The sequence below is a fragment of the Citromicrobium bathyomarinum genome (assembly GCF_038594485.1).
Lineage (GTDB): Bacteria > Pseudomonadota > Alphaproteobacteria > Sphingomonadales > Sphingomonadaceae > Alteriqipengyuania > Alteriqipengyuania bathyomarina_A.
This window is the reverse complement of the sequence record NZ_JBCFZG010000002.1, coordinates 55012-67342: the sequence shown is the minus strand read 5'-3', so window position 1 is coordinate 67342 and position 12331 is coordinate 55012. Positions and strand designations below refer to the sequence as shown.

12 protein-coding genes are annotated in these 12331 nt (G+C 62.1%); 9 read left to right on the top strand and 3 right to left on the bottom strand.

What is annotated here, in order from left to right; all coding sequences use genetic code 11:
* Window positions 1–1629 (top strand): ParB/RepB/Spo0J family partition protein (locus AAG591_RS05515; RefSeq protein ID WP_342530012.1); only part of this gene is annotated, 1629 nt, incomplete at its 5' end.
* A 274-nt stretch (window positions 1630–1903) separates the two neighbouring features.
* On the opposite strand, the gene AAG591_RS05510 is transcribed toward AAG591_RS05515, so the two are convergent.
* Together AAG591_RS05510 and chrA are read right to left on the bottom strand one after the other, a co-directional pair.
* Entirely contained in the window at window positions 1904–2821 is a 918-nt protein-coding gene (locus AAG591_RS05510; RefSeq protein WP_228243362.1) for a DUF1259 domain-containing protein, read from the bottom strand.
* Window positions 2822–2844: 23 nt separating this feature from the next.
* Window positions 2845–4239, bottom strand: coding sequence for a chromate efflux transporter (gene chrA, locus AAG591_RS05505; RefSeq protein ID WP_067673225.1), 1395 nt, complete (start codon window positions 4237–4239; stop codon window positions 2845–2847).
* A 288-nt stretch (window positions 4240–4527) separates the two neighbouring features.
* Between chrA and AAG591_RS05500 the strand changes: the two genes are divergently transcribed.
* The 5 genes from AAG591_RS05500 to AAG591_RS05480 all read left to right on the top strand — a co-directional run bounded on the left by AAG591_RS05500 (window position 4528) and on the right by AAG591_RS05480 (window position 8070).
* Window positions 4528–5457, top strand: a complete 930-nt coding sequence (locus AAG591_RS05500) for an ArdC family protein (RefSeq protein WP_342530010.1) — start codon at window positions 4528–4530, stop codon at window positions 5455–5457.
* Between the two features lie 11 nt (window positions 5458–5468).
* Window positions 5469–5909: a hypothetical protein gene (locus AAG591_RS05495; protein ID WP_187336432.1), complete on the top strand. Its 441-nt coding sequence runs from the start codon at window positions 5469–5471 to the stop codon at window positions 5907–5909.
* A gap of 220 nt (window positions 5910–6129) precedes the next feature.
* Window positions 6130–7065 carry a DUF2493 domain-containing protein gene (locus AAG591_RS05490; protein WP_187336431.1) on the top strand — a complete coding sequence of 312 codons (936 nt, stop codon included), beginning with the start codon at window positions 6130–6132 and terminating at the stop codon, window positions 7063–7065.
* Window positions 7066–7135: 70 nt separating this feature from the next.
* Complete coding sequence (locus tag AAG591_RS05485; protein WP_187336430.1) at window positions 7136–7405, top strand: hypothetical protein; 270 nt, start codon at window positions 7136–7138, stop codon at window positions 7403–7405.
* 266 nt (window positions 7406–7671) lie between these two features.
* Window positions 7672–8070 (top strand): single-stranded DNA-binding protein, encoded by a 399-nt coding sequence (locus AAG591_RS05480; RefSeq protein WP_187336429.1) that lies wholly within the window; start codon window positions 7672–7674, stop codon window positions 8068–8070.
* Between the two features lie 65 nt (window positions 8071–8135).
* Here AAG591_RS05480 and AAG591_RS05475 read toward each other — a convergent pair whose 3' ends face one another.
* A complete protein-coding gene (locus tag AAG591_RS05475) occupies window positions 8136–8402 on the bottom strand; it encodes a DUF6437 family protein (RefSeq protein WP_187336428.1) in 267 nt (88 codons plus the stop codon).
* Window positions 8403–8747: 345 nt separating this feature from the next.
* Between AAG591_RS05475 and AAG591_RS05470 the strand changes: the two genes are divergently transcribed.
* The 3 genes from AAG591_RS05470 (at window position 8748) to AAG591_RS05460 (ending at window position 12310) form a co-directional block, all read left to right on the top strand.
* On the top strand, window positions 8748–8969 hold the full coding sequence (locus tag AAG591_RS05470; RefSeq protein WP_342530008.1) for a hypothetical protein: 222 nt from the start codon (window positions 8748–8750) through the stop codon (window positions 8967–8969).
* Between the two features lie 682 nt (window positions 8970–9651).
* A complete protein-coding gene (locus AAG591_RS05465; RefSeq protein ID WP_187336426.1) occupies window positions 9652–9981 on the top strand; it encodes a hypothetical protein in 330 nt (109 codons plus the stop codon).
* Window positions 9971–12310, top strand: coding sequence for a type IV secretion system DNA-binding domain-containing protein (locus tag AAG591_RS05460; RefSeq protein WP_342530007.1), 2340 nt, complete (start codon window positions 9971–9973; stop codon window positions 12308–12310). The genes AAG591_RS05465 and AAG591_RS05460 overlap by 11 nt, the downstream gene beginning before the upstream one ends.
* Window positions 12311–12331 lie beyond the last annotated feature (21 nt).

Here is a 12331-nt window from a genome sequence, read left to right as displayed (position 1 = left end):
TCCATCATCGAAGCAGGCGCTACCCCTGAAGACGTGGCGCGCCGCTTCGGCCTCACGGTCCGTTTCGTCGAAGGACGTCTGCGCCTCGCAAGCCTCGCGCCTTGCGTTTTCGAAGCGCTCGCCGAAGGCACGATCACGCTCGATATGGCCAAGGCCTACGGCGCGATTTCCGACGTCGAGCGCCAGGCGCATGTCTATGCCGAGCTGCAGGATGCCTGGTACCAGATCACGCCCGATACAATCCGCCGCATGGTGCTCGATGCCACGGTGCGCGGTTCCGATCCACGCGCTGTCCTCGTCGGACGCGATGCCTACATCGCTGCAGGTGGCCGGATCGAGCGCGAACTGTTCGACGATGATGCCAGCGAGAGCTGGATCGATGTCGCGCTGCTCGAAGATCTCGCGCACAAGGCCATGGATGAAGCCGCCGAAAAGGCCGCGCTCGAATATGGCCTTGCCTGGGTGCGCCCGACGCTTGGCAACTACGTCAGCCATGACCTCGTCGAAGGTCTCGGCCGTCTGCCATGCGAGCCTGCGCCGATGACCGAACAGGAAGCGAAGGAACTTGGCAAGCTCGAGGCCGACTACGACCGCGTCGCCGCCGTGCTCGAAGACGAAGACAGCGACGAGGACGAGGTCGCCAAGGCCGAACAGGAACTCGTGGTGATCGACCGCGCCATGCGTGCGCTCAATGACCGGCCGCCGGTACTCGCCGACGAACTGAAACCCGAGGCCGGCGCCTTCCTCGTCCTTTCGCGCAATGGCGAGCCGACCTTGGTCCCGCAGTACTACACCGACACCGAAGTCATCGCTGACGAGGGCGTGGTCGAGGCCATTGAAGAGAACGGTGCGGCGAAGCCAAAGGGGAGCTCATTGTCGCAGCGCCTGCTTGATGAACTCGCGATGCAACGCCGCGACATCCTGGCGATCCATCTCGCGAACGATCCGGCACTCGCGCTCGACTTCATGGTCTTCACGCTTGCCGATGCCGATGGACACGATTGGCGTGCGAAGAAAGCGTCGACGCTTGTCGGCTCGGTGGCTTCCGGGCCGGTCAGTGGGTTCGAAGCCAAGGACGCACCGGCGAGCGCTGCCCTGGCCGAGTTCGCCGGGTCGCTCGATGAAAGCTGGCGTGCTGGCGAAAGCGACGTCGAACGGTTTGCCAAATTCCGGGCGCTGTCCGACGAGGCGCGTTCGGCATGGCTCGGCCATGTCGTCTCGCGCACTTTGGTTGCCAGTCTTGCCTGCGAAGGCGAGCGCTCGGTGCCGATGCACGAGGCGCTCGGCTCCCGTCTCGACATTGAGACGGCGCATTGGTGGCGTCCCACGGCGGCGAACTACTTCGACCGCGTAGCCAAGGCCCGCACGCTCGAAGCACTCGATGCCGCAGGTGGGCCCGAACTGGTCAGTCGCTACGCTGCCTCGAAGAAGGCCGAGCTTGCGAGTGCAGCCGAGCGCATCTTCTCCGGCAACTTCATCGGCGAGACCGACGTCAAGGAGCGGGCGCAGGCTTGGGTTCCGCCGATCATGCGTTTCGCCGGTTCCGATGAAGTCGGATTGGCCGACCACAAAGGAGGCGAGGCGGTCAACGCCGAAGAAACTGACGAGGTTGCCGAGCAGGCTGCCTGACCCCTCCTGACAGGTCCAGGTCACTCGGCAGGCGGTCCGTCCCTCTCGGGACGGGCCGCCTTTTCCGTGTCAAATTTGGGGCCGCTTCGAGACAGTCTGGTTTCGGGCGTTTTCCTAAGGAAACGGACAATCCGTTCGCAACCCAAATCGCATTCAAAGGCAACCCCGTAAAGTTAACGACATAACTCACGTCCCGGCCATTTCGAAGACAATGCCTGTCGCAATGAGGTGCAAGCGATCGCTGCCTTACTGATTTTTATCGGAATGGTTGCGCCTATCCGGTTTCGGCCTGTGCGTTACGGGCAGCAGCAATCGCCGCTGCAAGCTCTTTTGCTGGACCCACTCCCCAGTAGTGGAGGAAGTAAAACATCGGTTCACCGCCGATCATGTGGTTATGCAATGCTACGATATGGATATCCCGCTCGCGCAGTGCGCGGAGCACGGGCTGGACTTCGTCCTCGGTCATGATGAAGTCACCATCCACGGCGGCAAGGTCGTTGGTGCCCGAGAACGCCGCCCAGGTCGTAAGCCCCATCGAACCACCGATCTCAACGCCGTGCATGCGGCCTTGGCGAGCGAAGGTGTATTTCACGACACCATCGGCGATGCTTGGCTCGGTGCCCAAGATTTCGCTCAGCGCCAGGGCTTCGATCGTGCCGTTTGCATCCGGCGTCAAGCCACCGAAACTGCGCTGCGGCGTCGGCGAGGCGGCGCGCACTTCCTTGATGGCATCCCAGACGGCTTTTACACCCGCTGCCATCTTGGCGGTTTCCCCATGCCCGCCGATATGCATAAAATAGACCGGCGGATCGTCGAATATGAAGTGATTGTGCAGCGCGGTGACGGTCAACCCGTTGGCGAGGGCAGCGTCCATCGCGGCTGTTATCTCATCCTCGAATACGACCGTGTCGCCCATGACCATCACTCCGCCATCGACGGGTTTGAAGGCAGCCCATGAGCCGAGACCTGCCGGGGGATCGAGGCGCATGCCGTCGACCATCACCGGCACGTCGGCGCGCGTCCAACCGATGCGTGCGACCCCATCGTCGGTCATGGTGACCTCCGAGTGCGATGCCTCGAAAATTAGCGCCTCGAGATTGCCGAGATTATCCTGCGCGTGAAGAGCCGCCGACATCGCTGATAGCGATAGAGCCAAGCCGCCGACGAACAATGTTCTGCGTAATTGCTTCATCTTAGTTCTCCTTGGATGTGATTTCAGGTGCCAGCCATCGTTGCGAGGTAATACAGCGACCCAATGAGTGCGCTCACGAAGAGAACGAGCAACATCCCGATCTTGAAGCGCAGCATAGCGATCAGGGCCGCAGCGGCAATGACGACGGAGGCGACGTCGATCGTGGCGAAGTCCGGCACGAGCAGGCGTGCGCCGTAACCTCGAACCTCGTCAAGCCGTGCGAAGGCAACGTGCAGCGCAAACCAGATGGCAAGGTTTAGGATCACACCGACGACTGCTGCCGTCACCGCCGAAAGCGCCGCTGTCAGAAGCTTCACGCCGCGCAGTTTTTCGATAAATGGCGCACCAAGGAAAATCCATAGGAAGCACGGCACGAACGTGACCCACGTGACGATGACCGAAGCCGCGATGCCCGAAGCCACCGGGCCTAACATGTCTGCTTCGCGATATCCCCCCATGAACCCCACGAATTGGACGACCTGGATCAGTGGACCCGGCGTGGTCTCCGCCATGCCCAACCCATCGAGTATTTCACCGGGGGCAAGCCAGCCATGCGTCTGCACGGCTTCCTGCGCCATATAGGCCAGCACGGCATACGCGCCCCCGAAAGTCACGACCGCGAGCTTGGAGAAGAAAACCGCCAGTTCCGTGAACACGTGATTTGGGCCAACAAGAAGGATCAGCGCAATTATGGGAGCTGCCCAGATGCTGCCCCAGATCAAGGCCGTGCGGACTGCTCCGCGCCATGTAGGCTGCGCTTTCGCCATGCCACCTGTATGAAGCACGGCTTCCGGCTCGCTCTCCCCGTCCTCGGTCGTTTCACGGGCGCGAATGACCAGAAACCGTGCAGGATCGAAATGCCCTCCAAGAAAACCGACCAGCGCGGCGGCCGCGATAATCAGCGGGAAAGGTGCATCGAATGCGAATATCGCCACGAAGGCTGCGGCGGCAATCAGATACATGGGCCAAGTTTTCAATGCCCTTTTCCCGATGCGCAGCAGGGCCTCGATGACTATGGCGAGCACCGCCGCCTTAATGCCGAAGAAAATCGCCTGGACGAAGCTGGCCTCCTGAAAACTGGCATAGAGCACGCTAAGCGCCATAATGCTGAGGAAGCCGGGAAGGACGAACAGGCATCCTGCGACGAGGCCACCGCGAACGCCGTGGAGCAACCAGCCAATATAGGTGGCAAGCTGCATGGCTTCCGGTCCGGGCAGGAGCATGCAGTAATTGAGCGCATGCAGGAACCGGTTCTCGCCGATCCAGCGCTTTTCATCGACTAGAATGCGGTGCATCACCGCGATCTGGCCGGCTGGCCCACCAAAGCTCAACGCGGCTATGCGCGCCCAGACACGCACCCCATCGGAAAACGGGATCGGAGTTTGTTCTACGGAACCTGAATTAGCGGGAGAATTCATCAACGCGTCCTTCGCACACAGCTCATCGAGCCGGACTTGGGCGCATTGCCTTACCGGGCGCCGGAATAAGTGCCCGAAGTCAAACTGCTAGATCATTGATCTGGTGTTGTCAAAAGCCTTACGCGAACAGTCTGCCTTGCCCTTGGAGAATGTCGGCTTTCGAAATCTGGATCTGTATCTTCAATTTCCGGAATGAGGGCGCATAACGGTCATCATTGAAGGAGAGAGGAGGGAGCTTTGCTCTCCCTGAGCCGGGGCAGGTCCGTCCCGGCGATCAGGAGAGCTTATATGACCAAGTCCCGCCGCACTACTTCGACGTCGCCCGCTCAGCGCATCACCGCCGCCATTATCGAAAAGCTCGAGCAAGGCACAAAGCCCTGGGTCAAGCCGTGGCGCGGTGTGCCGCTGTCGCGGCCCTTGCGGAGCTGCGGGACGCCCTATCGCGGCATGAACACCTTCTGGCTGTGGATGGTGGCCGATGGCTGCGGCTACACTTCGCCCTACTGGATGACCTACCGCCAGTGTCAGGCGCTCGGCGGACAGGTCCGCAAGGGTGAGAAATCGACCATCGCGATCTTCTACAAGAGCTACACCAAGGAGGTCGAGAACGCCGAAGGTGAAGCTGACCCCGAAAACCGGCGCGTTCTCAAGGCCTATGCCGTGTTCAACGCGGATCAGTGCGACGGCCTTCCCGACTTCTACCATCCCAAGCCACTGGTTGCCGCGCTGGAGCCCGATGGACGAGAAGATCGCCTTGATGCCTTCTTTGCTCATATCGGCGCAGACCTGCGCCACCATGGCGCGCAGGCTTATTACGAACCGCTGCGCGACCGCGTCACCATGCCGCCGGTCGAACTCTTCGAAGCCTATGACCACTACTACGCGACACTCGCACACGAGTTGTCGCACTGGACGGGTCATTCTTCGCGGCTCGACCGCGATCTCAAGAACCGCTTCGGCGGCGACGCCTATGCTGCCGAAGAACTGATCGCAGAGCTGTCCTCAGCCATCCTCGGGGCAGAACTGGGTCTTCCGGTCACCCACCTCGACCATCACGCCAGCTACATCGCATCCTGGCTCAAGATCCTCAAATCGGACGAGCGCGCGATCCTGACAGCTGCGGCCAAGGCCGAGGAAGCGGCCAGCCTGCTCCTCGAACTGGGTGGTCACCAATCTCTGGAAGGCGACGCCGATGTCGACCTTGCTGAAGCAGCCTAAGGAGCGGTGAGATGGGACGTTCCGTCAGCTATCCAACCGGCTCCGTGGTTGCCTTCCGCCTGCTTGATGACGGCGAAGACGAAGATGTCGACTGGGCATACGAGTGCCTAGTCGACGAGATCATCGATACCGCGAAGGTGGCCTTTCCTTCTTTTGAACGCATCGAAGGATGGCGCGGCCGCGAGGACCGCATCCTCCTGCGAAACGCCTTCGCCGATTGCGGCATATCGACCTATTGCGGCCTTGCCGCGATCTGGCTCGCCGAACGCGACGATGCCCGGTACTGGGAGGCCGATTTCTACAACCCACGAACAGCAAGGGCACGGCATTGGCTTGGCCAGGTCTCGGGTAGGTTCATCGACCTGTTCGGTGAACTGCGCCTGGTCGGGCGCTTCTCGAATGGCGAAGCGATCTTCGAGCGCTCCCGATCCGCCTGCGACACCGGGCCCTGATCCTGCCTCATCCCTGACCGCCGGGAGAGGCCCTTGGGCCGGCCGGGGCGTGCCGCAACCTGCGGCCCGTCGGCCCGTGTTGCCCGCGCCAGCCTTAGGGCCGCAGGTTTCCCGCTACGCGGTGCGTCTTGCCCCTTTCCCCGGCCCTGATCGGGCTCCGGCGGACAGGCCCGAGGCAATGGTGCCTCCTCTCCTTGTCCCCGCGATCAGGAGACACCCCATGTACGACAGCTTCATCGATCAGTTGAGCGGCCTCGACCTTTCAGGCCTCAGCATCAGGCCAGCCCCCTTCAACGAGACCGACTTTCCCTGCGAGGATGCGATCGACCAGACGCTTGGTGCCGTATGGTCCGACCTCTTCGCGATGTTTTCCGACACGGCCCTGGAAGCAGATGCCGAGGATATTGCCTGGGGGGTGGTCAATCTCTTTCACCGCGCAGCCAGCCGCAAGTCGGCTCAACTTGATCGGGCCAGCGACGAGATCCGGGTCCTCCTCGCATCGGCCGATGGCTCCGAAGTGCATTCGAGCAATCTGGAAGAGCAGGTCGAGCGCGCGCAGGCCGCCGAGGCCAGCATGCTGGCCTTCGAGCAGATGCGGGAGGCTGCCGCAGCACTTTACCGTGACGAGACCGGTTCCTCGTGGAAGCCTGTTTCTGGCTCGCGTACGAGCCATTCGCGCCACCTTACTTCGGCTGTGATCGATGCCCGCGATTTCCTCCGCGCACGTACTGAGAACCGGCGTCACGCTCTGATTCCGGAAGGAACTCCGGTCGTTTTCGCCGGTGGTCGCCAGAGCTTCGAGAGCGCCGAGGATGCGCGTGTCTACGCCGACAATATCTGGGCGACGCTCGACAAGGTTCGTGATGTGGTTCCCGATCTCTTCCTGGTCCATGGCGGCGACGGCAAGGGAGCCGATCGCCTGGCCGCGAGTTGGGCTGAACGCCGCGAAGTGCAGCAACTGACCTACTCGCTTGATCGTCGGCTTGGTGCCCGCGCCGGGTTCAAGCGCAACGAGCAAATGCTTTCGCTCAAGCCGCGTTATGTCGTCGCCTTTCCGGGCAATGGCGTCACCGAACGACTGGTGATCGATGCCAAGATCCGCCGGATCACCGTGGTCGATCGTCGCGGCCCCTTGGGCACCTCTCCCGGGTCCTGAGGGGCCCTTCGTCATCCATATCTAAAATGCCTGTATGTGCATTCGGCACCGACCCGACTATGGACCGGTCATGCAACTCGACGATCTGCTGCAGCGCTACTTTGCCACCACCTACCTCTCCGGGGTTGCTCCCGACACGTTGTCAGCTGGCATCGAGCACTGCCGGGTCGATCTCGGCCTTGAGGAGGACGGGGGCAAGCGCTTTGCGCTGTGGTCGTTCCTGCACATGTTCGGGTCCGCCCCCGATCTCGACGTGGCGTTCGAGAACGAGGAAGACCGGGAGGCGGCGCGCAACTTCATGGATCTCCTGGCAGCATCGGAAGGCGATGGAGCAGGCTGATTGCGGCAGGTTCCTGGCACCGTCAGGCCCGCACCCGATACCCATCCGGCTTTCTTCGCGAACAGTCCTGAACCAGGTCAGCTGAGGACGGCAACCCGTTCCTTTCCGGCCGTGTTGGCAGCTGCGCTGCCTGCCCGCACCACCCGTCATGAACGGGTTCCCCTTGGAGCTTTGCTCCTGCGGTGCAGTCCCCCCATGCCCTGCTTCTTCTGGATGTTCGCAAGCCGGAGATGGTCTCCGGTTTGAGGAACTGAAGGAATACACCCATGACCAATATCGCAATCCTCACCGGCCGCATCGCCCGCGATCCCGACACCCGCGAGACCAAGGGCGGCACTAACGTCACCGGGATTACCGTCGTCACCGATCGCCCCGCACGCGACAAGGACGGCAAGACCTACAAGGATGAGAACGGCTACACTGCCAAGGAAAGCGAGTTCCACCGGGTGACCTGCTTCAACGGCCTCGCCAAGACCGTCGGCCAGTATTGCTCCAAGGGCCAGCTGGTCAGCGTCCAGGGCCGCATCCACTACACCCAGTGGGAGGACAAGGACGGGGTCACGCGCTACGGTACCGAGATTCTCGCGGACAAGGTCGACTTCCTCTCCCGCGGCAACGGGTCGAGCGACGAGAACGATAACACCGACGCTCCCCAGATCGACTGAACTCTCCCGTCGATCTCACTCCCGAAGGGGTCCTGTCCGAGCCGGACAGGACCCCTTTCTCATGTTTATTCCGATGGCGTTTGTCCGGATCGGGAAGACGACGAAGCAGACGGAACCAGCTTCCGCAGAGCACCCTCTTCCCCGAGCTTGCCCAACTCCATGGCGACCCTGGACAATCCCTTCTTCGAAAAAGTCTCGAGACCTGTTCCGAGGATCACGCGGCCGAGTTCAAGCGCGGCCTGCTCTTCGAGTTGCTGTTTACGCTGGTCGAGAGCCGCCTGGTCGGCTTCGAGCTTCCTGAGGGCGGCAACGGCGCTGCGGTTCGATGGCATTGGAGTTCATCCTTACTCCCCCTTCGCGTTCCTCCCGCTGGTTCAAATGGAACAGGCAACACCCTGTAGGAAAGTCCTTTTGCAGATGACTGGTATGAAGGCTCTTCATCGGACTGGGGAGGGGCCTGGCTCACGGACTTTCAAGGGTGACGGGCCCGGCACCGGCGCGTCAAGGACGGCGGGGCCCCACCATTTTGCCTCCCCTGCGCTCGCGCTTCGGTCCAACAAAATCGTTGCCCCCACCGCCGCTTCGCGGTCGCCCGTGCGGGGCGATCCCTGACCCGCCGGCACCGCGCCCATCCGCCTTCCTCGTGTCGTCTCACCGACAGACATCAGGAGGAAATCATGACTACACTTGGCAATCTTGAATCAGGCTCGAACAGCTACTTCGAAGCACTCGCCACTGCCGAACGGCGGGCCTTGCACAGCTTCTTCGACCAGCACGTCGTGGAAGACGACGATCTCGGATACTTCGCTCTCGACGAGGGCGACTACAACGCCTTGCCGGCACATCTGGCGAGCCGGGTGGTTCATACTGTGCACAGCGGCATGCTCGACGAATTCTGACGACCAAGCGAGGGCAGGAGCCGGTTACGGTTCCTGCCCTATTTTCATGGTCGCCGGTGGAAGAGTTGGGGCGAAAAGCGGAGCGGGACTTATGACGCGCTCGATCCCGCACCGCCTGCAGCGGTGCTCCTGCGGGCGCGGCGTTCTTGTCCTTGAGTCCCGCACGCACTCCCGCCCGGCGCCGGGTCGAAGCGGCGCGAGGCTGGCGGAACCGACAGCCCCCGGTTCCTGGCCTCGCATGCGCTCCTTTGCCGCCGCTTTAGCGGGGGTGCGGTTCTTGTGTCGGGGCCGTATATCAGCGTGAAGCCAAAGCGCTTTCCTGAGCTTAATGTCTGCTCTCGCTCCGACTGGTCGGGCAGGACACTGCCGCCAGGAATTCAAGTCCCAGCAGCACAGGAAACTCACGCGCAACGGGGAACAATTTTGGCACACCGTACGCAGCGGGTGCTGCAAGGGAAGGCGAGGAATTGCCTCGCGAATTCAACATGAATCGCCAGCGACGTCTTCTGTGCCGGAAGCGGTCCACGTGCTTGCTCGTCCGTGCCGAGTCGGCACAGATACATCTAGCCTGCTGAAAATCTACGCGAATTTTCCGTTTTCCTACACCCTTGGTGGCGGCCTAGAGTGGCACTTGCCTTTCGAAGGGTGAGCCAGGTTCTTTCAACACAAGGAACTTGGAAAAATGCAAAGACACCACCGCTTCGTGACCTATGTCACGCCCCTGATCGCCGAATGGATCAGGAAACAATCCGACGAGCGCAGGGTCAGCGCGAGCATCGTCATTGGCGATTGCATCTTCGATGCTTGGCACCGCGCAACCGAGGCCGATCTGAGGACACCGGCGACCGATCCGGTGCGCCAGAACATCTTCATCACGGTCGCGCTCGATGCCCTGCTGACGCACCATCCGCAGGCCGATCTGCGCGAGAAAACGGTCGCTGCCTACCAGCGCCGGTTGGAGCGCCTCGGGATCATTGCACCCCGTCCACAGGGAGGCGACGATGAAGCATAATCTCGTCAATTTCACCCGCGGCAGCCAGCTCCTTGGCCACTTCGGTTTCATGTTTGCGGCGGGTCTCAAGGGTCCGCTTATCGTCACCGTTCTGGTCGCCATCGGCCTCCTTTACTGGGGAGTGAGCGGCGCGCTCGACGACCATCAGGTCTACCTCCTGTGGATGCATATCTACGCTTCGGCCTATGGCTTCATGGAGTTCGATCCCGACAAGCTCGTGAACCTGAAGCTTGCGGATGGCAGCACGGTTGCCTTCCCGATTTCGGTGGTCACCGACTACCCGCCAATGCGCGAGGCGGTCGCGCTTTTTCGATCGACGGCCGTCGGCGCACTCTGGCTTGCCGCGCTGATCCTCGCCCCCCTTTTCCTGCTCTTCTGGTGGGTCGCCGAACGCTTCGGCGAGCGGTCGAAACAGAAGAAGCACGTGCGCGGCGCGGAACTTGCAACCCTCCCCGAACTGAAGCGCGAGATCGAACGGCACAACCGCAATGCGCGTTCGCGTGAATATGGCGAAGCCATGGGCTGGAAGTGGCGGCTTGCCGGGGCCAGTTACCTTCGGGAAGCAGGCTTCTATGCTCCTGCGCATCTCGCCCGTGTCAGCTGGCCATGGCGGCTCGAGCAGAGCCATGCGATGCTGGTCGGCACGACCGGAACCGGCAAGACGGTGGTGCTTACCGAGCTGGCAGACGAGATCCGTCAACGCGGCGAGCGCGCGGTCATCTTCGACCTCACCGGGGCCTTCATCGAGACTTTCTACGAGCCCGGACGCGACATCATCCTCAACCCGCTCGACGCGCGCTGCCCGGCCTGGAGCGTGTTCAACGATTGCACGACCCGCGCCGAATTCCATGCCGCGGCGGAGTCCTTGGTCCCTCATGACGGTGGCGGCGCAGAACAATTCTGGGTGCTTGCTGCGCGCACGCTGTTCGTCGAGACCTGCCTCAAGCTCGCCGAGGCGGGACGGGGGACCAATGCCGCGCTTGCGCATGAATTGATGAATGCCGATCTCTCCGACCTGCACCAGCTTCTCGAAGACACGATGGCGGGACCGATCAGCACGCCGAGCGCGGCGCGTATGGCGGAATCGGTGCGCGCGGTGTTCAATGTCAATGCCAAGGCGCTGCAGATGCTGCCCGAAGAGGGCGTGCCCTTTTCGGTTCGCGAATGGGTCAACGGGGCGGGAAAACCCGGCTCGATCCTGTTTCTCTCGGCGCGCTACATCGACATGAGCGTTCTCTCGCAGTTGCTCACCCTGTGGCTCGATACATCGATCAACACGCTGATGGCGGGCGAGCGTTCGCGCGATCTCAGGCTGTGGTTCCTGATCGACGAACTGGGCGCGCTGCATCGCCTTCCATCGCTCGAGAAGGGCCTCCAGACCGCACGCAATTTCGGGGGCGCGATCGTCACTGGCATCCATGCCTTTGCCAAGCTCAAGGACGTCTACGGTGAGAACATGGCGATGACGCTGTCCTCGCTTGCCCGCACCAAGCTGATCCTCGGCACGGCGGACCGCGAGACGGCCACCTGGTGTTCCGACGTCATCGGTCACCGCGAGGTTCGCGAGATGGAAGAAGGCTACAGCTACGGCTACAACAACGCCCGTGATGCGGTCAGTCTGACGCCGCGGCGTCAGGTGGTTCCGCTGCTCCTGCCTGACGAGCTGATGAGGCTCAAGAACCTCCACGGCTTCATCAAATTCCCGGAAGGATTTCCCGCAGCGCCGGTCGTACTCCAGCCACGAAACTGGCCCCGGGTTGCCGAAAGCTTTATCGCCCGGGAGATCCCCAATACGCCCACGAAGGCAGCGTCTGCGAGCGGCGAAGCGGGAACCACGTCAGAGCCGACCGGACCGTCGGAAACGAGCGACAATGACGGCGATCCGCGCCGGATGAAGGACAAACACGAACCATCCACCCGCCCCGAAAAGAGGCCGCGCAAGGACCAGCAAAAGGAACCAAGCCGGGGTCGTCGGACTACCAAGGCCGAGCAGGCGCGACCGGAACGAACCAAGGCGCGAAAACCTCGCGATCGAGGACAAAGGAGCGCGCTTCCTGCCCAACCCCGGCCCGCCCAGTCCGAGCTTCCCCTGTCTAGCAAGGCCGAAGAGGATCGCGACAGCAACCAGATAACTGCACCGTCGCAGCGGTCCGACGTTCCCGATCCTGCGCCCCACCAGCGGGCGCAGGACGCCCACGGCAAGGCCGACCAGAAGATGCAGGAGGAGCAGCAAAGGTCGCTCCTGGGCGGCGCTGCGAAGCAAGGACGGAGCGCCGACCACGATCACGATCACGACCACGATCTCGGCGACTACGATCCCGATATGTAACGCCGACCAGGGGAGGGGCGA